At 58.3% G+C, this 23,199-nt stretch carries 19 protein-coding genes; 7 read left to right on the top strand and 12 right to left on the bottom strand.

What is annotated here, in order from left to right; all coding sequences use genetic code 11:
- Positions 1 to 48: 48 nt before the first annotated feature.
- Together LG327_RS09510 and LG327_RS09505 are read left to right on the top strand one after the other, a co-directional pair.
- Positions 49 to 609 carry a DUF1439 domain-containing protein gene (locus LG327_RS09510; protein ID WP_404368950.1) on the top strand — a complete coding sequence of 187 codons (561 nt, stop codon included), beginning with the start codon at positions 49 to 51 and terminating at the stop codon, positions 607 to 609.
- Positions 610 to 715: 106 nt separating this feature from the next.
- Positions 716 to 1,261, top strand: a complete 546-nt coding sequence (locus LG327_RS09505) for a DUF1415 domain-containing protein (RefSeq protein WP_404368947.1) — start codon at positions 716 to 718, stop codon at positions 1,259 to 1,261.
- Here the strand turns inward: LG327_RS09505 and LG327_RS09500 are convergent.
- The 4 genes from LG327_RS09500 to LG327_RS09485 all read right to left on the bottom strand — a co-directional run bounded on the left by LG327_RS09500 (position 1,258) and on the right by LG327_RS09485 (position 7,483).
- A complete protein-coding gene (locus LG327_RS09500) occupies positions 1,258 to 1,923 on the bottom strand; it encodes a response regulator (protein ID WP_404368944.1) in 666 nt (221 codons plus the stop codon). The two genes, LG327_RS09505 and LG327_RS09500, sit on opposite strands and share 4 nt — an antisense overlap.
- 38 nt (positions 1,924 to 1,961) lie before the next feature.
- Positions 1,962 to 3,911 carry an acetate--CoA ligase gene (gene acs / locus LG327_RS09495; protein WP_404368941.1) on the bottom strand — a complete coding sequence of 650 codons (1,950 nt, stop codon included), beginning with the start codon at positions 3,909 to 3,911 and terminating at the stop codon, positions 1,962 to 1,964.
- Positions 3,912 to 4,239: 328 nt separating this feature from the next.
- Positions 4,240 to 5,772 carry a fatty acyl-CoA reductase gene (locus LG327_RS09490; protein WP_404368938.1) on the bottom strand — a complete coding sequence of 511 codons (1,533 nt, stop codon included), beginning with the start codon at positions 5,770 to 5,772 and terminating at the stop codon, positions 4,240 to 4,242.
- A 385-nt stretch (positions 5,773 to 6,157) separates the two neighbouring features.
- Positions 6,158 to 7,483, bottom strand: a complete 1,326-nt coding sequence (locus tag LG327_RS09485; protein ID WP_404368936.1) for an AAA family ATPase — start codon at positions 7,481 to 7,483, stop codon at positions 6,158 to 6,160.
- 303 nt (positions 7,484 to 7,786) lie between these two features.
- Between LG327_RS09485 and LG327_RS09480 the strand changes: the two genes are divergently transcribed.
- The 4 genes from LG327_RS09480 to LG327_RS09465 all read left to right on the top strand — a co-directional run bounded on the left by LG327_RS09480 (position 7,787) and on the right by LG327_RS09465 (position 13,921).
- Positions 7,787 to 9,757, top strand: a complete 1,971-nt coding sequence (locus tag LG327_RS09480) for an HDOD domain-containing protein (protein ID WP_404368933.1) — start codon at positions 7,787 to 7,789, stop codon at positions 9,755 to 9,757.
- A gap of 16 nt (positions 9,758 to 9,773) precedes the next feature.
- Positions 9,774 to 11,990 carry an EAL domain-containing protein gene (locus tag LG327_RS09475; RefSeq protein ID WP_404368930.1) on the top strand — a complete coding sequence of 739 codons (2,217 nt, stop codon included), beginning with the start codon at positions 9,774 to 9,776 and terminating at the stop codon, positions 11,988 to 11,990.
- A 218-nt stretch (positions 11,991 to 12,208) separates the two neighbouring features.
- Positions 12,209 to 12,865 carry a class I SAM-dependent methyltransferase gene (locus LG327_RS09470; protein ID WP_404368927.1) on the top strand — a complete coding sequence of 219 codons (657 nt, stop codon included), beginning with the start codon at positions 12,209 to 12,211 and terminating at the stop codon, positions 12,863 to 12,865.
- A 48-nt stretch (positions 12,866 to 12,913) separates the two neighbouring features.
- On the top strand, positions 12,914 to 13,921 hold the full coding sequence (locus LG327_RS09465; protein WP_404368924.1) for a DUF2156 domain-containing protein: 1,008 nt from the start codon (positions 12,914 to 12,916) through the stop codon (positions 13,919 to 13,921).
- On the opposite strand, the gene murI is transcribed toward LG327_RS09465, so the two are convergent.
- On the bottom strand, positions 13,905 to 14,732 hold the full coding sequence (murI, locus tag LG327_RS09460) for a glutamate racemase (RefSeq protein WP_404368922.1): 828 nt from the start codon (positions 14,730 to 14,732) through the stop codon (positions 13,905 to 13,907). The genes LG327_RS09465 and murI overlap by 17 nt on opposite strands.
- The gene (gene nudC, locus LG327_RS09455; RefSeq protein ID WP_404368920.1) at positions 14,729 to 15,550 is read right to left on the bottom strand and encodes an NAD(+) diphosphatase; all 822 of its coding nucleotides are present in this window, start codon (positions 15,548 to 15,550) and stop codon (positions 14,729 to 14,731) included. The genes murI and nudC overlap by 4 nt, the downstream gene beginning before the upstream one ends.
- Before the next feature lie 133 nt (positions 15,551 to 15,683).
- Here nudC and plsB point away from each other — a divergent pair, with 133 nt between their 5' ends.
- A complete protein-coding gene (gene plsB, locus LG327_RS09450) occupies positions 15,684 to 18,149 on the top strand; it encodes a glycerol-3-phosphate 1-O-acyltransferase PlsB (protein WP_404368917.1) in 2,466 nt (821 codons plus the stop codon).
- A gap of 6 nt (positions 18,150 to 18,155) precedes the next feature.
- Here the strand turns inward: plsB and LG327_RS09445 are convergent, their stop codons facing one another.
- From LG327_RS09445 to LG327_RS09420, 6 genes are all read right to left on the bottom strand, one after another.
- Positions 18,156 to 18,962, bottom strand: coding sequence for a class I SAM-dependent methyltransferase (locus LG327_RS09445; protein WP_404368914.1), 807 nt, complete (start codon positions 18,960 to 18,962; stop codon positions 18,156 to 18,158).
- The gene (locus LG327_RS09440) at positions 18,962 to 19,327 is read right to left on the bottom strand and encodes a UDP pyrophosphate phosphatase (protein ID WP_404368911.1); all 366 of its coding nucleotides are present in this window, start codon (positions 19,325 to 19,327) and stop codon (positions 18,962 to 18,964) included. Before LG327_RS09440 ends, LG327_RS09445 begins: the two co-directional genes overlap by 1 nt.
- Before the next feature lie 68 nt (positions 19,328 to 19,395).
- Positions 19,396 to 20,193 carry an undecaprenyl-diphosphate phosphatase gene (locus LG327_RS09435; protein ID WP_404368908.1) on the bottom strand — a complete coding sequence of 266 codons (798 nt, stop codon included), beginning with the start codon at positions 20,191 to 20,193 and terminating at the stop codon, positions 19,396 to 19,398.
- 29 nt (positions 20,194 to 20,222) lie between these two features.
- A complete protein-coding gene (gene tsaB / locus LG327_RS09430) occupies positions 20,223 to 20,921 on the bottom strand; it encodes a tRNA (adenosine(37)-N6)-threonylcarbamoyltransferase complex dimerization subunit type 1 TsaB (protein ID WP_404368905.1) in 699 nt (232 codons plus the stop codon).
- Between the two features lie 16 nt (positions 20,922 to 20,937).
- Positions 20,938 to 21,591, bottom strand: a complete 654-nt coding sequence (gene adk, locus LG327_RS09425) for an adenylate kinase (RefSeq protein WP_404368902.1) — start codon at positions 21,589 to 21,591, stop codon at positions 20,938 to 20,940.
- A 214-nt stretch (positions 21,592 to 21,805) separates the two neighbouring features.
- Complete coding sequence (locus tag LG327_RS09420; protein WP_404368899.1) at positions 21,806 to 23,185, bottom strand: HDOD domain-containing protein; 1,380 nt, start codon at positions 23,183 to 23,185, stop codon at positions 21,806 to 21,808.
- Positions 23,186 to 23,199 lie beyond the last annotated feature (14 nt).

Raw genomic sequence — 23,199 nt, 5'->3', positions numbered from 1 at the left:
GGCCATGACCATGTCTCAGGATAGAGCCTGGTTAACAGGAGCAATACCATGTCTCGGCTGTCCGGTTTATTAGCACTGATTTTCACGCTCGCTCTGGGAGGCTGCGCGAGCCTCTCCCCCTATTCGATCAGCGAGGGCCAGCTTGAGAGCCACCTTCAGAACGTCATCCGTGACTTCGACCAGCAACAGCTGAAATCCGGATCGCCCCTGAGCATGTCTCTCACCGATGCGGACGTTACCCTCGGTCCGGACGGACGGGACGTTGCCGTTCTCGACCTCTCCGGCCAGGTGTCACTTAATGTACTCATGACACGCCTGCCCGTGGATATCTTTCTGAAAGTCGAGGGAGCACCAGTATACGACAGCAGCGAAAAGGCGATTTACCTGCGCCGACTCCAACTGCTGGACAGCCGGGTCGAGTCTTCCATGTTCCGGGGCGACCTGAAACCGGCAACCGACACCGTCATGAGGGCGGTGGCTCAGATGCTGGAAACCACCCCCATCTACCGGCTGGACGAAAGTGACATCCGCCAGCGCCTCATGGGCGCGGTGCCCATGGATATCCGGGTGGCACCCGGCCGGCTGGAATTCGTCACTGACAGTCAGTAGCACTGGGCCACATCCAGCCCCGGGCAGGAAAGCGCAACCCGGGTCCATGCGAGGACACAGACCGGACAAAGCATTATGATTAGCTCCTGCAATGAGGAGCCTGAAAATGACAACTGACAAAGCCACCGTTATTAAAGACACCCGCCTTTGGCTGGAGCGTGCAGTCATTGGGCTGAACCTCTGCCCTTTCGCCCGCGCACCCTGGGTCCGCAATCAGGTTCATTTCGAAGTCTCCGCCGCAGAAACACCGGATGCACTGCTTGATGACCTGATACGGGCCCTGCAAGAGCAGGCGGCGGCCGACCCGACTGAAATCGAAACCACCCTTCTGATTCATCCCCGGGTCATGCAGGACTTTCGCGACTTCAACGATTTCCTGGCCCTGGCCGAGCAGGCTCTGGAAGCCCTGAACCTGGTTGGCGTATTGCAGATTGCCAGCTTTCATCCGGATTACCAGTTTGCCGGCACACGCCCGGGAGACGTTGAGAACTGCACAAACCGGTCCCCCTACCCGATAATCCACCTGCTCAGAGAGAGCAGCGTGGAATGGGCGGTGGACACCATGGAGGACACGGATGTCATCTATGAAGCAAACATCGCCAGATTGAGGGAACTGGGAATGAAAGGATGGAAAGCCCTGATGAAAGGTTAACCTCCCGATAGTGAAGTATTGGACGGGTCTATTTCCATCTGCTGAATAGCGATCACCGCCTGGGTCCGGTTGCGCACACCCAGCTTGCGGAATACCGCTGTAATGTGGGCCTTGATGGTGGCCTCGGACACATCCAGATCGTAAGCGATCTGCTTGTTCAGAAGGCCCTCTGCAAGCATCCCCAGCACCCGGAACTGCTGGGGCGTAAGCGAAGCCAGCTTCTCCGAGAAATCCGTGGTATCCCCGTGCATCCGTTCAATCTTGTCTGCTACCCCCGGGGGTAGCCAGACATCACCGCCCAGGACATCCCGGATGGCCTGGGTGATGGTTGGCAGCGGCGCCGATTTCGGAATGAAACCCGACGCCCCATAGTCGATGGACCGCCGCATTACCTGCAGTTCTTCTGAACCCGACACAACCACCACAGGCAACCCGGGGTACTGCCCCCTCATGAACACAAGGCCGGAAAAGCCATGGGCGCCCGGCATGTTCAGATCCAGAAGAACCAGATCTGCATCCGGATGAGCCTCCACCGCCGCCTGCAGCGCCTTGATGCTCTCGACCTCTACGGTTTTGGCATCCGGTACCGCCTGGTTCACCGCCTGCCTCAGGGCAGCCCGAAACAGGGGGTGATCATCAGCGATGATTATCTGTTGTGTCATTACTTTACTTCCTTACAGGTTCTGTGACGGCCCGTCCGTCACTTTTTGTTGGCACGGTTTTCAACCAGATCATCGACCACACCCGGGTCTGCCAGAGTCGACGTATCACCCAGCGCCTCGTGCTCATTGGCGGCGATCTTGCGAAGGATGCGCCGCATGATCTTGCCGGAACGGGTCTTGGGCAGGCCGGGCGCCCACTGGATGACATCCGGCGATGCGATAGGCCCTATCTCCTTACGCACCCACTGGACCAGCTCTTTTCTGAGCTCATCACTGGGCTCCTCGCCATGGACCAGGGTCACATAGACATAGATGCCCTGCCCCTTGACGTCATGGGGATAACCCACCACCGCAGCCTCAGCCACTTTGGGATGGGAGACAAGGGCGCTCTCGACCTCGGCGGTACCAAGGCGATGGCCGGAAACATTGAGTACGTCATCAACCCGTCCGGTTATCCAGTAATAGCCGTCTTCATCACGACGGGCACCGTCACCGGTAAAATACATGCCCTTGTAGGTGCTGAAGTAAGTTTGCTTGAAGCGCTCGTGGTCCCCATAAATGGTGCGCATCTGACCAGGCCAACTGTCCAGGATCACCAGGTTACCCTCAGCAACCCCCTCCTGAATATTGCCATCATTGTCCACAATGGCCGGCTTGACACCAAAGAAGGGTACGGTGGCAGAACCCGGCTTGAGGTCCGTAGCGCCAGGTATTGGGGAAATAAGGATGCCGCCGGTTTCCGTCTGCCACCAGGTATCGACAATCGGGCATTTTTCCTTGCCAATGACCCGGTAATACCACTCCCAGGCTTCCGGATTGATCGGCTCCCCCACGGAACCCAGAAGACGCAGACTGTCCCGGCTGGTGCCATCCATGCAGGACTCACCCTCCGCCATCAGCGCCCGGATGGCCGTGGGCGCAGTGTAAAGGATGTTTACCTTGTGCTTGTCCACCACCTGCCCCATGCGGGACGTATCCGGGTAGTTGGGCACGCCCTCGAACAGTAAGGTGATAGCACCATTGGCCAGCGGCCCGTACAGGATGTAACTGTGACCGGTTACCCAGCCAAAGTCCGCAGTACACCAGTAAACATCGCCTTCCTGATAATCGAAGACGTATTCATGAGTCATGGCAGTGTAAACCAGATAACCCCCGGTCGTGTGAAGCACGCCTTTCGGGGCGCCGGTGGAGCCGGAGGTGTACAGCATGAAGAGGGGATCTTCCGCATTCATGGGCTCAGGCGGACACTCTTCCAGCGCTTCCTTCATGACTTCTTCATAGCGAACATCACGGAGATCGTCCCAGGGAATGTCATTGCCGGTGCGACTGACAACAATGACCTTCTCCACATCTGGAACCTTGCCGCTGGACAGCGCAGCATCCACATTCTTCTTGAGGGGAATCTTGCGACCGCCACGGACCCCTTCATCGGCAGTAATCACATAGCGGGATTTGCCGTTCTCGATACGGGCACCGAGGGCTTCAGGGGAAAAGCCACCAAAGACCACGGAGTGAACTGCACCAATCCGGGCGCAGGCCAGCATGGCAACGGCCGTCTCCACAATCATGGGCATGTAGATAGTGACCACATCGCCCTTTTTTACACCCAGGGATTTGAGCACATTGGCGAATTTCGACGTTTCCCTGTGCAATTCACGATAGGTGACAGACCGGGATACCGAAGGGTCATCCCCTTCGAAGATGATGGCGGTCTGGTCACCGCGTTTTTCAAGGTGCCGGTCCAGGCAGTTAGCCGATGCATTGAGAGTGCCGTCTTCGAACCACTTGATGGAAAGCCTGTCGTAGTCAAAAGTGGTGTTTTTGACTTCCGAGAACGCCTTGATCCATTCAAGCCGCTTGCCGTGCTCCCCCCAGAATGATTCCGGGTCTTCCACGGATTGACGGTACATCTGCTCGTACTTGTCATTATCGATCAGGGCTCGTTTGGCGAACTGTGACGGAACTGGATACAACTGCTTGTGAGTCATTGTTTTTACCCCTCTTTCCACGGGTTTAAATTGTTATTAGCTTTGCTGAAAACAGGATGTGAGGGGGCTGCTGCCCCCCGCCAGAAAGTATCGCTACAGTTCAACACGCGCGGCACAACTCAATGAATTAGACTAACGTCCTAATTACTCGCATGGATCGGAGAATGCCCCTGAATCGGGCAACCAGAGGCCGTCTTTAACCAGCATAGACTCCCGAGCCGGCCTTTGACACAGAGAAGCAGATAAAAACAGCGGCCAACCCTGACCCATTCGTCAGGACGGGCCAGGGCTGATTGCAAACAGTGACCATAAGTGACCGGATGGTTATTCAGGCAGCCTTGCGGGACTTTCGGGTCTTGAGGCGATACAGCTTGCGTTCGCTCAGAGCGAAGCGGTTGAGACCGGTCAGATGGATTTTCCTGAGATAGGTGGCCCAGTCGATCTGGCGGGGGTCAACCGGGAAAAGCGCCTGATCCAGACTACCCATGCGGTCAGACAGGGACATCAGCTTTTCATTGTGAAAGATATAATAGGGCGCTGTATAAAAACCAAAGATAGTGGCAAGGGACCGGGTGGTATCGATGTTCTTCAGCAGCTTGAGCTCTCTGGACTGACCCGCCACTTTCATCACCCTGTCGAGTACCGAAAGCGGAACCCTGGCACCCCCAACGACCGCGTCAAACAGGCCCCGGCCAACTGCAATGAACGGCTTGCTCGGCTTGCGGTAGAACAGATGCTCGTAGGCCGCATGGTTGGTTCTTGCCTCCTCCATGATGTGATCAATGAACTCGCCCACGCGAACCGGGTTTGAAGAACCACTGCAGCACTGATAAACCCGGTGGCGCCCTGGCTCGGCAAGCCCCTCTGCCAGCGACAGAATGATGGCATTGGCTACAAGATCCACTGGAATGACATCAATAATGCCGCTGCGCTTTCCTGGGAAAATCGTCACCTTGCCCCGGGCATAGGCGAGGATGATGGCATCGGCAACCTTGATCCCCTCAATCCAGCCGGGCACCGGTTCTTCCAGAGCACTTTCAATGATGGACGGCCGCAGGATGGTCAGTGACTGGCCCTGCAGGGCCTTCATCAGAAGCTGTTCGCCCATCCATTTGGTGAATGTATAGGTATCACTCCAGCCGTAGTGATTGGCCTCACGGATACCCAGCTCCACCAGCTTCTTCTCGAGGATTTTGCCGGAATACCTGGAACGGACGTCGGCAATCTTGTCCTGCAACAGCGTGGTCAATTCCTCTATATCATAATAGCCCTCACTGCTCCGGGGAATTGAAGCACCCGCCGGGCGGATGACATCTTCGTGCACCTGGCCCCCGTTTTTCCCATTCACGTAACAGGTGGAAATCTGCACTACCGGCAGAGCACCGCCGGCCCTGGCAAAAGCAGCAATGTTTTTCAGACACAGGGTGTTGATTGCCAGCGCCTTGTCCAGCTCTTCCCGGAAATTCACACTGGCCGCGCAATTTATTACCGCGTCCACCTGGTCTGCCAGGGCATCCCAGGACTCCCTGACCATGCCAAAAAAGGGCTCGGTAACCTCCCCGGTGACGCAGAAAAGCTTTTCTTCCAGAAAACTGTCGAAAGCCTCCCCATCGTTCAGCTTGAGCCGCTCAAACACCGAAGAACAGGCCACTTCATTGAGGAAGCGGTCACGCGCATCCGGATGACGGGCATTACCCCGGATCAACAGATGGATGCCACCAATATCAGGCACCGCTCTGATCAGCTTTTCCAGCACCACCTTGCCCAGAAAACCACTGGTCCCGGTGATCAGTACATGCTTGCCCCGGAGTTGACTGAGTACCCGTGATGTGGACTCGTTGGAGGAATGCTGTTTTGCCATTATGTGGAACTCCTTCTCTACGTTTGGACATCCGATTCCTGAATGCCGGCATCCCCAGGGCGCTGTCTGGATGGTCACCGGGCCCGGGAATCCATGAGGCAAGTCTCACCGGGCAGGAAACTGTTGTATGGGTCCGCCTTGACTGGCTTACCCGCTCTGCAATAACCAAGCAATCATCACACCAGCATGACCCACCTTCGGAATTTTCCGGGCCGGAATCCACCACGAAGAGGCGCAGCGCAAGAGCCTGAGGATCTGATGGTGCCATATTGCAGATGACAGACAGGTGACCTACTGCAAAAAAAAGACACAGAAAAAGTCAAAGCCTTGACGCAAGGATACAGGATGAAACAGGGGAAATCGTGGGGGAAGTCCTAAAACTTACTTAATCCGACTGATCCGCCAGAGACTTCAGAAACCGGTCCAGCGAGACATCCCCGGGCTGCTCCCGGATGGCCTGCAGCAGGCGGTCCTGGTCACCGAAGACCAGTTGATCGTAGCGGGGTTTCTGGCTGGCAGCGAGGGGCTGAAAGGCTTCAGGGGGGCTCGCAGCAGGCGCCATCTGGTCGGCCAGCTGACGCAGATGCGCAGCAAAGTGTTCCCGCTGTTTCTGGCCCATGGATTCCCAGTTCAACGCCGCCAGACCAGTCTGGACAATTTCGATCACATCCTCATCCATGGTGCGCCCAAGCAGTGCAAAACAGGCCGTGAACGCTTCATAACGCAGCATATCGGGGTTCGCGGGTTCCGTGAGCAGGGTTTCCAGCTCGTCAACGAGCTGCCGCGCCCGGTCACTCGCGGAAATCATGGCGGAAGCTGCGGGTGCCTGTTCGGGGGGCGAAGGAGGGACTCCAGGAGGCGGCGCGGAGGAGGCGGCATCCCTGGCCTTTCGGGCCACCTGGTGCCAGTAGGCAGCAATTCCCGCCTTGCGGGCCGGCAGCTGGTCAAGACGCACCTTGACCATATCCGCCAGCCCCCGGAACTGGCGGCAGGAAGGATCGGACACCGGAAACAGAGCGACGGGCCGCTGGTTCACCACTGACTGACGCAGGGCCTCGTCCCGGAGGATGGCGCCCAGGTAATGGGGCTGAACATTCAGGTGGCGCTGCAGGGCTGCAGAAAATCGCTGAAAGACCGAGCGGGCCTGACTGGGGCCCTGGGCCATGTTCACCACCACACTCGGGGTGCGGCGATAGCCTCGTCGCTGGAGCACCTTGATAAGGGAAAAAGCGTCCGTCAGGGATGTAGGCTCTGGCGTGACAACCACACAGGCCATGGCAGCGGCAGCAATCATGTGGAGCACCAGCGGCTGAAGGCCGGCCGCAGTGTCGATCAGAACATACTCATAATGACGTTCCAGCTCTCCAAGGGTGCGCAGCAGGTCGATGCTGTCGCCAGCCGACATGTCCATACACTGCTGAACGCCGGAAGCTCCGGGAATAATGTCGAGGTTGGCGGGAGCGGACATGATCACGTCCAGCAGGAGACAGCGCCTTGCGAGAAAGTCTGCCAGAGTCAGCCTGGGGTATTGGCCCAGCATGATGCTGATATTGGCCAGATCCGTGTCTCCATCGAGCAGCAGCACCCGGTGCCCGTTCCTGGACAGGGTCAGTGCAAGATTCAGTGCTATCGAGGTCTTGCCGACGCCGCCCTTGCCCCCGGTTATCGCGAGAATTTTCGGCTGACATGGACGTTGTTGCAAATTCGCCATTACCCGGTCCTGATCTGCCTGGAGGATAATTCAGGGCCCTGACTGCCCATGAAATCGACCCTATTGTAGCCCGAAGCCCTGTCACATATAAGTGAAATCACGACAGGTTTATTTCCCTGCCAGCGCCATACCGGTTAATATTTATCCGGAGTTTGCGTACTGGAACACCTCATTTTTTACAATCTTCTCCAGTTATCAGCAATAACCGGTTGATAATTCACTTTTATTGTCTAAGCTCTGTCTGACTGCCTGGTCAGGCACGACGTCAGACACGACCTGTCGCATTTCAAGACTGGTAAACCCATGCAGATTTTGCACGACATCCAGCTGCCCATTCTCCCCGAGGTAACACTCAGGGTGCTGGGGGCGTGCCAGCAGGAAGACAGTTACCGGAAAATCAGCGACATCATCTGCACGGATACCGCCCTGGTCGCCCGGGTTCTGTCCCTTGCCAACTCTTCTCTTTATGGCCGCCCTGGTGAAATCCGCTCTATCGAGCAGGCGTTACTGAGGCTCGGCACCGACCGTATCCGTACTCTCATCCTGACCGTCGCGCTCCGCCAGCTGCTTTTTGACCTGGGGGCTGACCAGTGGCAACAGCTCAGGGATTTCTGGCGCCATTCCCTGACCACGGCATTGACCGCCAGGGCCCTGGCGACCCTGACCAGATACCCCTCCGCAGATGAGGCCTTCATGTTGGGGATGGTTCACAATGTCGGCGAGCTGATTGCACTCAAGATAGCCCCGGGGGAGTCCCAGCAGGAATACCTCAACGACCAGGCTGAAATTGGCGCCCGGTTCGCGATTGCCTGGGGGCTGGGCCCCATGGCTGCCGATGCCATGCGCTACCAGCAGGAACCTCCAGCCAGCATTCGTGATGCGGCTCATCTGGTGAAGCTGATCAACCTTTCCACCAGGCTGGCCCTGGCGGACGCTTCCGGCGTGGCTGCAGCAGGCACCATCTTTGGGCTGGGCGAGGATCTCACGCGCGAGATATGTGCGCGGATCAATAACGAAGTGGCAACCCTGGCCGAGTCGCTGGGTGTATCCCTGGAGGAAGACTATGACGGCCACAGGGCCAACCAGGCGCTGCAGAAGATGGTTATTCACCACGCCATGACGGAACAGTCCCTGAGCTACCACGGGGAGCACGAATCGACGCAGGCCATGCTGGCGGCCACCGTAAGCAATCTCACCCTGCTCACCGGGCAGCCAGCACTCTTCTTTGCGGCTGGTCCGGAATCACTCAGGTTGATGTCCAGCAGCCAGGGAGACTGCCCTGAAATGTCCGTTTCCTGTGCTCCGGCCCTCAGCGTTCTCACCCGGAGCCATCGTGACACCGCAGCGGTCCATGCCGACCCGGATGAGTTAAGTGTCCTTGACAGACAGATTCTGGGGCTGCTCAATACATCGACCATGCTTGCTATGCCGGTCACCGAGGGGGACAGCTGTTCTGGTGTATTCATGCTTGGGCTGGAGGCTGGAGACAGCACGGCGGCGGAAGAGCTGGCCAGCATGTTCTGTCAGCAGCTTTCCCGGCTTGCTGCACAGCGGAGCAATACCGGGAAAGGAGGTGACAGCATCACCGAAGCCATCCATGCGGAGAACATCCGGCGCCAGATTCATGAGATCAGCAACCCGCTCACCATCATCCGCCAGTACATCTACCAGCTGAGAGCCCGTCTTGAAGACAGGGGTGTCAAGGAGGAGCTGGATGTCATCCGGGACGAACTGGAGCGGGCGGGAAATCTTCTCCTGCAACTGGGTGAAGGCGAAGCGCCAGAGAAAGAGCATCAGAGCCAGGCCATCCTCAATGATGAGATCAAGGCTCTGAACGATCTCTTTGAAGACAGTCTTTTCAGGGATCACAGGGTAACCTGCACTCTGGCACTGTCCAGCGGTGATACCCGCATACTCTCTTCCCGGGCACCGGTCAGGCAGGTTCTTATCAATCTGATTCGCAATGCCATTGAAAGTATGGAAGATGGCGGGAGGATCAACCTGAGTACTGCTACGCCAGTCTGGCAGAACGGTCGCAGGTGGGTGGAGCTGGTGGTCGAGGATAACGGCCCCGGCCTGCCTCAATCAGTGCAGAAACGGCTGTTTCTGCCGGTAAAATCCGACAAGGGAGCGGGGCATAGCGGCCTCGGACTCAGCATTGTCAAACAGCTTGTTGATGACATGGACGGTATCATTGGCTGCCACACCAGCGGCAAAGGGACCAGATTCCGGATCCTCCTGCCTGCGGCATCGGAACACGTTGAAGGCCAATAATAACGGGTAAACCGCGATGAAAACGGACCTTGCCGAACCATCCATGCCAGACCTGTCCAAGGCCAGAATTCTGGTGGCGGATGATGATCCCCGGCTGCTGCTGAGCCTTGTGACACTGCTGGAACAGCGTGGCTACCAGGTGACCGCTGCGCCAGGTGGCCGGGCAGCCTGCCAGAAGCTTGACAGCCAGCAGTTTGACGTAGCGATGCTCGACCTCCGCATGCCGGAAGTGGATGGTTTTGACGTCATGGTCCACGCCGCGAGCGCCCAGCCTGAATGTGCGATTGTCGTGGTCAGTGGGGAAAGCTCCTTTACCAGTGTCAGCCGCGCCCTGCGACGGGGAGCCCAGGACTACATCCGCAAGCCCTACGACCCGGAAGAGCTGCTCAACACACTTCACGCAGTGCTTGGCAAACAGGCCCTGGTGCGGGCCCACGCCGACGTGCAGCAGAGGCTGGAAAAATCCGAGGCCCTGCACCGCTATATTGTCAACAGCTCTCCTGACATAGTGTTCATGCTGGATCAGGATGGCCGTTTCTGTTTTGCCAATAACAAGATCGAAGCACTGCTCGGCTATCGCCGCTCCGAACTCACAGGCAAGTTTTTCGGCTCCATCATCGACAAACAGGATTTGGTCCGGGTCACCTACGCACTCAGGGATGCAGGTGTCACCGCGGACAACCCCCGCACCTTTGAGGTCCGGCTCAAGACCCGCGGCAGCCCCAGAGCCAACCGGTATTTTGAAATTACGGCCTTCCCGGTAGACCACGAGACTCTGCCGCTGGTGGCCGACGCCCATGCCCGCCTTGCAAGCCAGAAAGCCAGGTTCTATGGCACAGCCAGGGACGTTACGGAACGAAAGGAGGCAGAAGCCTTCATCAATTTCCAGGCCTACCATGACCTCCTCACACGCCTTCCCAACCGGGCTCTTTTCCGGGACCGGCTGAACCTCGCCATCACCCAGTCAGAACGCAGTCACCAGAAGCTGGCGGTGATGTTTCTTGATCTGGACCGTTTCAAGATCATCAACGACACGCTCGGCCACGCCATGGGTGACCGTCTTCTGCAATCCGTCACCCACCGTCTTGAGGCCTGCCTCCGCAAAGGAGACACCCTGTCCCGGTTCGGAGGCGATGAGTTCACCCTTCTCCTGCCCGAAATTGACGAGCCTGATGATGCCCGTCATATCGCAAAGAAGCTGATTCAGGCCCTGAAAGCGCCATTCCAGCTGGGGGACCACGAAGTCTTTGTTGGCGTGAGCATTGGTATCGCCCTTTACCCCGAGGCGGGCGGCTCGATGGACCAGCTGATCCAGAATGCAGACATCGCCATGTACCACGTCAAGGCCCGGGGCAAGGACGGTTACCGGTTCTATGCCGATACCATGAGCATCGATACCGCCAATCGACTGAGCCTGGAGCGGGACCTGCGGCAGGCGCTGGAAAACGACGAGCTCCGGGTTTTTTATCAGCCCCAGATGTGCGCCAACAGTGGCCGTATTGTCGGGCTGGAGGCCCTCGTACGCTGGCAGCACCCGGAACGGGGACTTTTATACCCCCGGGATTTCCTGCCCCTCGCGGAGGAAACCAGGCTTATTGTTGATCTCAGTGAGCAGGTGCTCAGCCGGGCATGCCGCCAGGTCAATAAGTGGATCCTGGGTGGTCATGAGAATTTGCGGCTGTCCGTCAACCTGTCTCCCATTCAGGTGGATCACCCACGGTTTGTCGAAAATCTGATGGAGCAGCTGCAACTCCAGAACTTCCCGCCGGGCAATCTGGAAATCGAGATTACTGAAAACGTCATCATGAGTGACCTTGAGCAGATCAGCATCAAGCTGCGGGAGCTTGCCCGGCTGGGCGTCCGGATTGCAATTGACGACTTCGGCACCGGCTACTCTTCCCTCAACTACCTCCACCGGCTGCCGATTCACACCCTCAAGGTGGACCAGTCCTTCGTCCGGGAGATCCGGACCGGAGACGATGGTGCCTGCATCGTCAATGCCATCGTCGCCATGGCTCACGGCCTGAAGCTCGACATTGTGGCGGAAGGGGTGGAAACCGACATTCAGTTGGCCTATCTGAAAGGACTTGGGTGTCACCAGGTTCAGGGTTTTTTTTACGGGCCGGCGCAGCCCGCGGAAGCCATATCGCGCCTGCTGGAAAAAGAGGCAAAGGCACCCTTTGGCCTGGAAGTAACTGAAAAGCTTCGGAAACTCGATAACCGGATTGTCTGACACTAAGAGCCCAAACCATGACGCTGTTTGCAAAGCGTTGCAGTAAGTAACTTTATGTAGCCGGAAATGCGGCCCACTGCACATAATTATTCCCTCCTCTTCTCTAAGCTTTTCCCATACCAACCCGCAGCGACTCCGAAACGTGCAACGCATGGACAGGATGTCGGCCATAAAGAACAACAGGCGGGCCAACATGAACCGGAAAGGCACTGACGAACATGCGCGACAAATACAAGTACATCGGCCCTGTTTATGACTTTCTGAGCAACCTGTACAGCGGGAAAAACATTCACCGCTGCAAGACCGCCATGCTTGACGTGGAATCCATTCAGCCTGGCACCCGTGTGCTTTTCGCCGGTGTCGGCCATGGCCGTGACGCTATCCGGGCCGCGGAGCTGGGCGCGGACGTCACCGTCGTCGACCTGTCCGAAACCATGCTTCGGAAATTTGCGGATGCCCAGCAGGACGAAGCGCCAAACCTGACCATCCGTCGCATTCACAGTGACATCATGATGGTGGAGGAGTTCGAACAATATGACATGGTGGTTGCCAACTTCTTCCTCAATGTATTTGACGAAGACATGATGGTGCGGGTGCTGGAGCATCTGATCCGGCTGGGCAAGCCAGACGCCCGGGTCGTGGTTGGCGACTTCTGCTACCCCTCCGGAAACCTGTTTGCCCGTACATTCAAGAAGCTCTACTGGTACATGGCCGTGTTCACCTTCTGGCTGTTTGCCAACAATGCATTCCACAAGATCTACAACTACCCCGAACACATGCAGCGGCTTGGTCTTGAGGTAAAGGAAAAGAAGCATTTCAAGCTTCTTAACATGAACTGCTACTGGTCGATTCTTGGTCAGAAGCAGGCGCAATGATCGCCTCGAACCAGAGAACAATACCTGAACCCCCGGGGGAGAAGCCGAATGTCTGACCAGATTCTTGCACTTGACCGTTTCGATACCGTCGCCGAAGGTGCCTTCACCTTTCCTGAGCGGGTGGATTACCTCAAGAAGTTCGGCACCCACTCCCAGTCGTTCTCCACCCTCCAGCCGGGCATGAACTACTTTGATCTGCCGGGAGTTGGTTTCATCGGATTTATGCGCAAATGGGGCATGACCTTTGTGTTATCCGATCCGATTTCCGCGCCGGAACACTTCGAGCTGATACTGGAGCGGTTCCACTCCCGCTACCCAAACGCCTCGTACATTCAGGTGTCCAAGCCTGTGGTTGATTTCCTGCATCGGCGTTTCGGCCTTTACGGCACCCAGTTTGGAAGTGAATCCCGCATCAAACTGAGTGAGTGGTCCCTGACCGGCAAAAAAAAGCAGATCATCCGGACGGCGCTGAACCAGGCAGAGAAAAACGGCATCACGGTCAAGGAGAGATTCAGCGACGATAACACCCGTGAGATTTCCGACGCCTGGATCCAGACACGGAAATGCAAAAGCAAGGAGATCCGTTTCCTGATCCGCCCCATGGAGATGAATTATCGGGAGAACGAGCGCCATTTCTATGCCTACCAGGATGACAAGGCGGTGGGCTTCGTCTACTTTGACCCCATCTATCGCAACAACCGGATCATCAGCTACGTGCCCAATATTTCACGGGCCAATGCCGACTTCCGGCAGGGTATTTTCTATACCCTGCTGGCCCATGCCATGGAAGTGTTCCAGAAGGAAGGGGTTCCCTGGCTCGACCTTGGTCTAATCCCGCTGTCCCTCGACCAGGCAACGGAACATCAGGAGAGCAGGCTGTTCAAGAAGATGCTGCACGGGGTCTACAACCGGGGAAACTTTCTTTACAACTTCAAGGGCCTGGAATTTACCAAGTCCCGATTCCGGGGCAGCAGTTTCAAAACCTACTGCTGCCACAGGCGTTCGGTTCCGGCAGTGGAATTCCTCGCCATGTTCAAACTCACACGGCTTCTGTAAAGGCGGGCCAGTTTCCCGCCAGCCGTTCAGACACAAGTCCGAGACCGGCAAGATAGTCCCCGATGCCCGCCGGCACCTCCCCCGTAAAGAGGGCGGTGACAACAGGCGCGGCCCCGGCTTTCTCTCCCCCCTGGCAGAAGCCGGAGGCCTGTAACAGATGCAGGGTTCTCCGGGCGACGGCCTCGCCCGAGTCCACCCAGTGCCGGACCTCGGGCAACTGAGCCTGAAGGGCGGCCAGAATCAGGGGATAATGGGTGCAGCCGAGCACGATCGTGTCCACCCCGGCATCACGGAAGGGCTGAAGCACCCGCTCCAGAGCCTTCCCCGGCAGATCAGACTCTCCTCTTACCCAGGCCTCAATCCAGTGCACAAGATCCGGATGCCCGACACGTTCCAGGGTGCAATCAGATGCAAATTCCGCGATCAGCCCGTCCAGATAGGGCCGCCGGACTGTCGCCGGGGTGGCAAGGAGGCCGATACGCCGGTTCACCGACAGCGCTGCGGCTGGCTTGATGGCCGGCACCACCCCGACCACCGGCACATCAATGGCCTGCCTCAGGAAAGTCAGGGCGACAGTGCTGGCGGTATTACAGGCAATCACCACCACATCAGCGGGCTTGGCCGCCAGGCTTTGACGAATCAGCGCCACACAGCGGGAAACGACCACAGCCTCTGGCTGGTCGCCGTAGGGAAAACAGAGGTTGTCCGCCACATAGGTCAGGCGTGCCGCCGGAATCACTCCGGCAATGCACTGGGCCACGCTGAGCCCGCCCACGCCAGAATCGAATACCAGAATTTCGGGTGGCCTCAACCCGGTCCCTCCCCGCAAGAGATTTCCTGCTCCATGACTCTGATAAGATGTCCGGCAATAGTCGTGGCCGGCGGTACGGGAGGGAGCAAACCAGGCTCGAACCAGTCCGCAGCGGCCAGTTCATCTTCCTGCAGGACCAGGTCTCCCGCAACATAGTCGGCGAAGTATCCCAGCATCAACTGATGGGGGAAAGGCCATGACTGGGAAGTCCTGTACCGGATGTTGTTCACCGTCAGACCTGTTTCTTCCATCACTTCCCGCTTTACTGCCTCTTCCGCGCTTTCTCCCGGCTCCACGAAGCCTGCAATGAGACTGTAATAATATCGCCGGGTGCGGGACGACCTTGCCAGCAAAAAACGGTTTTCGCGGCGGATGACAACGATGACACAGGGTGCCAGCCTGGCATACCAGGGCACCTGGCATTGCCGACACCAGCGGGCCCGCTCTGTCGGGTGGTAATCGGTTGGCTGGCCGCATCGGCCACAGAAGCGATGATCCCGCCACCACTGGAGCACCTGGACAGACGTGCTGATCAGGCCGACGGGGGCATCTTCGGTTTCCAGCAGCGCCTCCCGGAGGGAGACATGACCGGACTCATCGCCGGCTTTCATCCTGGCGAGTTCCACAACATAGACGCTGCGGCCATCGAAGCGGCCGACAAACACCGGGTCACTGTCTGCGGCAAGCAGACCGGCCATCCGGTCCCAGTCATGGAGCCAGCCGGCACCAGGCCGGACAACTGAGCCCTCGCAGAGGGCAAGCACGCCATCTGCGTCATCCGGAGCTTCACCTGACCATCCCGCTGACCACTCTGCCACCTGGCACACCTCGTTGCTGTTTGCTCCGCGAAATGTAACACATCGCTCATTATGTCAGAACCATGCCGCTCCTTTGCGCAGACCCGAAGAGCAAGTACACTTAGCGCCAGTTTGATAACCAGAGTGAACGTCCATGGGTTTATTGCCGGTCATTAACAGTTTTTTTCTGACCATTCTGCGCAAACTGTTGTTCTTGTGGGTCCGCACGGATGTAATAGGCGCAAGCCGTGAAGCTCTGGAGCTCGATCCCCACAGGCCGGTGTGCTACGCGCTTCAGTACAGCTCCCTCTCCAGCAGACTGGTACTGGAAGAAGAAGTGCGCAGGGCCGGCCTGCCTTCTGCCGAGAAGCCCCCGGCCATCAACAACGGCCCGGGACGCTCCTTCTTTTTCCTGTATCAGCGGCCAGGGCGGCTGTTCCGTCAGCGGGAAACCCTGGCGCCAACAGCCCGCATGCAGGAATACGCCCGGCTGTGCCTTGAAGACCCTACCCTGGATATTCAGATAGTTCCTGTCTCTCTGTTCTGGGGACGCTCGCCGGACAAGGCCAAATCCCTGGTCAAGATGCTGCTTTCCGACACCTGGTCGGTAGCGGGACGCCTGCAGAAGCTGCTGATCATCCTGGTTCATGGCCGCAACACTTACGTGCAGTTCAGCAAGCCCCTTTCGCTCTCCGAGGTCGTCGACGAATACCGCGACAACGAACAACGGGCCCTCCGCAAGCTCGCCCGGGTCCTGCGCACCCATTTCCGCCGCGTACGTCAGGCTGTGCTGGGGCCGGATCTGTCCCATCGACGGACCCTGGTGGACAGTCTTGTGCGCACGCCGGCGGTCAAGGACGCCATCCGGGAGGCTGCCCGCAGGGATGACATCCCCCCGGAGAAAGTGCGGGCAAAGGCCCGCAAGTATGCCGACGAGATTGCCGCCAACATGTCCATTGCCACCATCCGGGCACTGGAAGTGGTGCTGAGCTGGCTCTGGAACCGTATTTACAACGGTATTGCCATCAACAACATTGGAGTTGCACAGGATGTCGCGCGGGACAATGCGGTTGTCTACGTGCCCTGCCATCGCTCCCACATCGATTATCTGCTGCTTTCCTACGTGCTCTACCGGAATGGCCTGATGCCTCCCCACATTGCCGCCGGCATCAATCTCAACATGCCCATCGTGGGCCCCATCCTGAGACGTGGTGGCGCCTTTTTCATGCGGCGCAGTTTCAGGGACAATCCCCTTTATGCCACTGTGTTCAATGAGTACATGCATGTGATGTTCTCCCGGGGCTATTCCGTGGAATATTTTGTGGAAGGAGGCCGCAGCCGCACCGGGCGCATGCTTCAGCCGCGCCCCGGAATGCTCTCAATGACAGTAAAGAGCTTCCTGCGGGATCACCGGAAGCCCATTGTCTTCGTGCCTGTCTATATCGGCTATGAGAAGGTCATGGAAGGCCGATCTTACCTGGGGGAGTTGAGGGGGAAGAAAAAACAGAAAGAAAATATCTTTTCGCTGCTTGGCACACTTCGCCGGTTACGGAGCTCCTTCGGCCGGGTGGCACTGAACTTTGGCGAGCCCATTCCCCTCGCCGGCCTGCTGGATGACGTACAGCCCAGCTGGCGCCAGGAAGCCTATGGTTCAGATTACCGGCCTGCCTGGCTGAACCGTGCCGTGGAAACACTGGCTGATGAAGTTGCCACCCGGATTAATGCCTCGGTGGCGGTGAACCCCATTGGCATGACCGCAACCGTTCTGCTCAGCACCGAACGCCTGGCCATGGACGAGGCACAGCTTGGCCGGCTGATGGACCAGTTTGCCGAACTCCTGCGGGCCTACCCCTATGCCAGTACAGTCACGCTGCCTGACGGCGAAGGCAAGGAGTGGATTGATTACTGTGAAGCCATGGGGCTGGTCAGCCGGAATGCCCAGAAGCTGGGAGACATCATCTCCCTGGAAGGCAACAATGCCATCCTGATGACCTATTACCGGAACAACATACAGCACCTGTTTGCCCTGCCCTCGCTGATTGCCTGCCTGTTTGAAAACAACGCCTCCCTGGCCCGCGAGAAAGTGGTATTTCTGGCAAGCGTGGTCTATCCCTACCTGCAGTCAGAGCTGTTCCTCAGGTATGACCCCGAACAGGCAGACCGGGTGATCGGGGAGTGGCTGGATGTACTGGTGGCCCAGGGGCTCCTGCGGGTTGAAGGCCAGCGTCTCTGGCGGCCCGAAGACGGCACGGATGCGATGCTGCGGCTGAGAGTGCTGTCACGCTTTATCATCCAGACCCTGGAGCGCTACCATATTTCCATTGCGGTTCTTCGCAAATACGGTTCCGGCAGGATCACGGCGACCGAACTGGAGGAACAGAGCACTCTGCTGGCAGAGCGGATGGCCATTCTGTTCGGTCTGAATGCACCGGAGTTCTTCGACAAGAGCCTGTTCCGGAACTTCATTGCAAACCTCCAGAAAAGAGAGGTGGTGACTACCGACGATAACGGCCATCTCTGCTATTCGGAAGGGCTGGATGAAGTGGCAGAGGATGCACGCCTGGTACTGAGCGTGGAGAAGCGTCAGGCGATACAGCAGGTAACCATGCTTGGTGTGTAACAGGGTTCAGGCCGGCGGCAGCGCCCGGATTGGATAGATGTCATAGCGGCTGGTCTTGCCTTCCACCCTGGTGGCCGGTTCCCTGTCACCAAGTACCGGTGCCTTGCGGGGCCGCTTGACGACAACCCGGTAAGCCGCGTGCTCGAGGGCGGCAGCCAGAAGAGCCGGGGCATCTTCATCATCACCCACCAGGTGGCGGAAGACCCGCATTTCCTTTTTGACCAGTGCCGACTTGTCCCTGTGCGGAAACATGGGGTCCAGATAGATCACATCGGCGATCTCCCCTTCGGCCTGCTCCAGCCAGCGCAGGCTGTCCCGGCCTATCAGGGTCATCCGCTCCACCACTGGTGCTGTGAGCGGGTTGAGCCTGGCCCGGAGAAGGCCATCTGCCAGTACGGCATGAACAATCGGGGAGCGTTCTATCAGAGTCACGCGGCAACCGAGGCCGGCCAGCACGAAAGCATCCTGACCCAGGCCTGCCGTGGCATCCAGCACATGCAGCGGCCGACGGGTTTTCTTCAGCCCTACTGCACGGGCCACAAGCTGGCCGGTGCCACCACCATGCTCCAGCCTGTAACCGGCCTTGCCAGAACTCAAGTCAGCCCTTACCGGTCCCGGCGCCCCCTTTCCTGTCACCTGAAGGCCCAGACCATCCCGATCTCCATAGAGGAGAATGTCGAAATTTTTTACGTGGCGGGGATCAGCAATTCCAATAAACGGCAGTTGCAGCTGCTGGGCAAGTTCCCTGAGGGGTAGGGACTCAACCAGATCGGAGCAGGCAACCGCGACGGACTCGGTCAAGGGGGCAGGCATCAGACGCGTATGTCGATACCGGTAAGCTCTGTATCAGTACCTTCGCGCTGCCCTGCGACAGAAGCAAAGACGTCCAGGGCACGGGCGCTGGCGAAGGACAGATCCTCGGCGCGGAACCTTTCCAGACGGACATCTTCCGCCGCCTGCCGTGCCTCTACGCGGCGCTCAATCGCCACCGAATCAATAATGTCCGGCTGGCGCGGCTCCCGGCCCGAGCGGGGCTCACCCAGGGACTGGCGGACATTGTCAGGAGTGGCGTTGGGGCCGGTAACCGCTGAATTCCGGGCAACGTCGGACCGCGACCGCGCTGACGAGGCCTCCGATTGTGCCGGAGAAAGCGTATTCGGACCTAATCCACTAACCATGAGTAACCATCCGGAAGGAAAAGCCAGAATCTGAAGTATGTAACGTCACAGAGAAAAATAAAACCCTTCTACCAGAGCACAAACAACAATACGACACCCAGTAACAGTCGGTAAATAACGTAGGGCATGAGCCCTATCCGCTCAAGGAACTGCAGGAAAAGGTGAATACAGACCACTGCGCTGACAAACGACACAGCGGCTCCCAGTGCAATGGACTCCCAGTCCGCCCCTTCGCCAAGGCTGATCAGCTCAAGAATCTTGAGGAGCCCAGCTGCAGTAATGAGGGGGATGGATAGCAGAAATGAAAACCTGGCTGCGGACTCCCTGGTAAAACCCAGAAACAGTGCCGCCGTCATGGTGATGCCGGAACGGGAAGTGCCGGGGATCAGGGCGATGGCCTGGGCGAGCCCGATGATCAGGGCATCCCTGAGCCGCAGGCCGGGCAGTTCCCGCTCCCGCCGCCCGACTGCATCCGACCACCAGAGCACCAGGCCAAAACCTATGGTGGTCGCCGCAATAACCAGGCCTGAGCGCAGCTGGGTGCTGATAATATCGTTCAGCAGGATGCCGGCAAGGCCGGCAGGAATGGTGCCGACGATAATGGCCCAGGCCAGACCGCTGTCCTGCCCCACCCTTCGATGCCAGGTGTCGGTGACCCAGGCCTGCGCCAGGCGTCCCACATCCCGCCGGAAATACCAGACCACCGCAGCCAGGGTGCCCACATGGACCGCAACATCAAAGGCAAGGCCCTGATCAGGCCAGCCAAGCAGTTGTGACGGTAGAATCAGGTGAGCGGAACTGCTGATAGGCAGAAACTCGGTCAGGCCCTGGATTATGGCCAGTACAACGATGTGCCACAGATCCATGGCCTTGCGTTCCCGGAAAGAGTGGTGATTTAACGGCCCGGAAGTTTCTTCCAGGTCACTTCGTCGCGAAGGTAGATGGGCATCGCCTTCTCGGCACTGACGGTTTCGCCTCTGTTCCAGGCCTCCCTCGCAAGCAGCGCCACTTCCCGGGCTCGCGGCACACGGCCCGGATCTGCCCGCTGAATCCTGACGGCAAGCTCCTCCGGCATCCGCTCCTGAAGCAGCCAGCCGGAGCCTGCTCCCACCCAGCGGGCGGGACTGTCCGGCAGGACAAGGTCCCCGGGCGCGCAGACCCGCTCTGGCGCCACCAGCTCGGGAAATCCCTGCCGGGACCGGAAACAGCCCCAGTAAACCTCTCCCATGCGGGCATCGAAGGCGATGGCTACCCCTGCCCCGGGGTCGACCAGTCCGGGCTCAGCCATTACCTGGGCTGCCACGGTCGCCAGCGAGGAAACAGGTATCACCGGAATATCCAGACCGAATGCCAGTCCCTGGACAACGCCAGTGGCGATACGCAGCCCGGTAAAGGAACCAGGGCCACAGGCGAACGCCACCGCATCAAGTGCAGAAGCGGTCAGATTCTGTTCGGCCAGCAGTTCCCGGATCATCGGCATGAGCAGGCGGGTATGTCCCCGGGGCGCGATGCTGAAACGATCCGTCAGCTGGTCATCCAGCAGCAAGGCTGCCGAACAGCCCTCGGAGGAGGTATCCAGTGCCAGAAGATTCACAGATTAAATCCGCTGCTCACCCGAGTTTTTCCAGGATCCGGTTGCGGATATCGTCCAGCGAACCGACGCCTTCCACCCGGACATACTTCGGGGCAGATTCGGGTTCTTCCCTGGCCCACTCCTGGTAATAGCCCACCAGCGGCGCTGTCTGCTGGTGGTAGACCTGAAGACGCTTGCGAACCGTTTCTTCCTTGTCATCCTCACGCTGAACCAGAGGCTCGCCGGTCTCATCATCCTTGCCCGGGACCTTCGGCGGATCGTATTTCACGTGGTAGGTGCGGCCACTGGGTTCATGCACCCGGCGTCCGGAAAGACGCTGCACGATTTCTTCATCATCCACGGCGATCTCAATGACATAGTCTATCTCGATGCCCTGGTTTCTGAGTGCTTCTGCCTGGGGAATGGTTCGGGGAAATCCGTCAAGCAGAAAGCCGTTTCGGCAGTCATCCTGCTTTATGCGCTCTTCAATGAGCGCAATGATGATGTCATCGGAGACCAGACCGCCGCTTTTCATGACTTCCTTCACCTGCTTGCCCAGCTCCGTTCCCGCCTTGACCGCAGACCGCAGCATGTCCCCGGTGGAAATCTGGGGAATATTGTAGCGCTCCGAGATAAACTGGGCCTGAGTGCCCTTGCCCGCGCCTGGCGCGCCTAACATAATGATTCGCATACTGGTTCTGCTCCCGTTTAATGAATTTTTTTAAGAAAGCCGGGGATTGAGCAGCAATCGCACCGCACCTTCCGGGATATTTATTCCCGGCGCAATCCTTTACCGGGCACCCTGAATTTTTCGGATCGGGCATTATACGAAGTCGGGGGCCCAAGAGAAAGTGAACCCAGGTCGCAATGCCGGGGTCCAAAGGTCGAAGAAGGAGCCTCCATCATCAGGAAGTCAGCGATCGGGCCAGTGCATCGAGATCGTCAGATACGTTTTCCACTTCTTCGCGAAGGAGGTTCAGATCAGCCTCATCCAGGCCCAGCCTGGCGGCCGGCACCGAAGGGTCCTGCAGATTGAATTCATCACCAATGCCTTTTTCCTTTAGCAGTTCATTGGCCAACTGCACCATCAGCACCCATGACTCGTGTTCGCCATGGTATTCAACCTGCTGGTGAACACCGGCCGCCTTGACCACGGCATCCGGCAGCTGCCAGAGCCTGTGGAGTATGCCGCCGATGGCGCCGTGCCCAACCAGCATCAGCTCCTGCCCACCTTCGCTGCCAAAGACTTCCTGTTCCAGGGATCGCATGCTGTGCTCGGGGTTGGCTTCCCGAAGGCTGTTCAGCTGCTGGAACTCCACTGGGAACAGGTGACCAATGAGCAGCAGACCAAAGTTGTGGAGCAGACCGCAAAGGTAGGCCAGGCCTTTGTCAGCCTTGCACCGGACCGCTATCTTCTGGCACAGAAAGGCACAGTAAAGGGAATGTCGCCAGAACTCATCCATTCCGAGCATTCCTCCCCGGGGCACGTCAAACGCCCTGACAGATGCTATGCCCAGGGCAATGTGTGCTACCCGGTCAAACCCCAGTACCCGGGTAACAGCATCCTGCACCGACTCGATCTGACCGGGATAATTGAACAGGGCAGAGCGGGCGTAGCGCAGGATCTGGGCCGTGAGACTGGGATCGAATTCGATCAGGTCCGCCAGCTCACGGGCGGATGCCTCTGTGCTGGATGTAAGCCGGAAAATCCTGAGCGCCAGTGCCGGCATTGGGGGAAGGCGATACAGCTTCTGGAGCTGCTCAGCCACTTCATTGAGAGTGACTGCCTTCTGGCCTGGCGGAGAAACCAGATCGGAGCCGTTAAGGACCAGATGAGCCTTTCGCGCGCCCGCCAGCGCCAGCCTCAGCGCCCGGCCCTCCATGGCGATCAGCGAGCGGTCGCTACCCCCGGCCATGACTGCTCTGGGCATCGACATGACCGACTCCTCAACCAGCACCGGGAGCTCCCACGCCCCGCCGATCGGCGGGTGAAAGCCGGGCTGGCAGTCGTCGTAAAGACGGTCCGCCTGGGGTCCGGTGAGAGGCTGAAGCCGCCGGGAGGTCAGTTTCTGGACAGCCTCCAGGTCCAGCCTGGCGTCGAAGGGGTGCACAGCCATGACCACTCCCCTGAGATCGATCAGAAGAGAGGCCCGGATCACCTCTTCCCGGGGAAGACCGGAATGCAGCACAGCAGCCTCGAAATTGCTGCCCGGTGTTACTGAAATCTCGTCAAAGGGGATACCCTTCCGGCTCAGATACAGCTCAAGTCGAGTGGACAGTGCCACACACCTCTCCTTTC

The organism is Marinobacter sp. (assembly GCF_044799475.1).
Taxonomy (GTDB): Bacteria; Pseudomonadota; Gammaproteobacteria; order Pseudomonadales; family Oleiphilaceae; genus Marinobacter.
The sequence above is the reverse complement of the archived record's forward strand: the minus strand, read 5'-3'. Positions and strand labels throughout refer to the sequence as shown.

Coding starts and splice junctions, on each gene's coding strand:
- LG327_RS09510 (WP_404368950.1), top strand. CDS start 49: ATGTCTCGGCTGTCCGGTTTATTAGCACTGATTTTCACGCTCGCTCTG.
- LG327_RS09505 (WP_404368947.1), top strand. CDS start 716: ATGACAACTGACAAAGCCACCGTTATTAAAGACACCCGCCTTTGGCTG.
- LG327_RS09500 (WP_404368944.1), bottom strand. CDS start 1,923: ATGACACAACAGATAATCATCGCTGATGATCACCCCCTGTTTCGGGCT.
- acs (WP_404368941.1), bottom strand. CDS start 3,911: ATGACTCACAAGCAGTTGTATCCAGTTCCGTCACAGTTCGCCAAACGA.
- LG327_RS09490 (WP_404368938.1), bottom strand. CDS start 5,772: ATGGCAAAACAGCATTCCTCCAACGAGTCCACATCACGGGTACTCAGT.
- LG327_RS09485 (WP_404368936.1), bottom strand. CDS start 7,483: ATGGCGAATTTGCAACAACGTCCATGTCAGCCGAAAATTCTCGCGATA.
- LG327_RS09480 (WP_404368933.1), top strand. CDS start 7,787: ATGCAGATTTTGCACGACATCCAGCTGCCCATTCTCCCCGAGGTAACA.
- LG327_RS09475 (WP_404368930.1), top strand. CDS start 9,774: ATGAAAACGGACCTTGCCGAACCATCCATGCCAGACCTGTCCAAGGCC.
- LG327_RS09470 (WP_404368927.1), top strand. CDS start 12,209: ATGCGCGACAAATACAAGTACATCGGCCCTGTTTATGACTTTCTGAGC.
- LG327_RS09465 (WP_404368924.1), top strand. CDS start 12,914: ATGTCTGACCAGATTCTTGCACTTGACCGTTTCGATACCGTCGCCGAA.
- plsB (WP_404368917.1), top strand. CDS start 15,684: ATGGGTTTATTGCCGGTCATTAACAGTTTTTTTCTGACCATTCTGCGC.
- LG327_RS09445 (WP_404368914.1), bottom strand. CDS start 18,962: ATGCCTGCCCCCTTGACCGAGTCCGTCGCGGTTGCCTGCTCCGATCTG.
- LG327_RS09440 (WP_404368911.1), bottom strand. CDS start 19,327: ATGGTTAGTGGATTAGGTCCGAATACGCTTTCTCCGGCACAATCGGAG.
- LG327_RS09435 (WP_404368908.1), bottom strand. CDS start 20,193: ATGGATCTGTGGCACATCGTTGTACTGGCCATAATCCAGGGCCTGACC.
- adk (WP_404368902.1), bottom strand. CDS start 21,591: ATGCGAATCATTATGTTAGGCGCGCCAGGCGCGGGCAAGGGCACTCAG.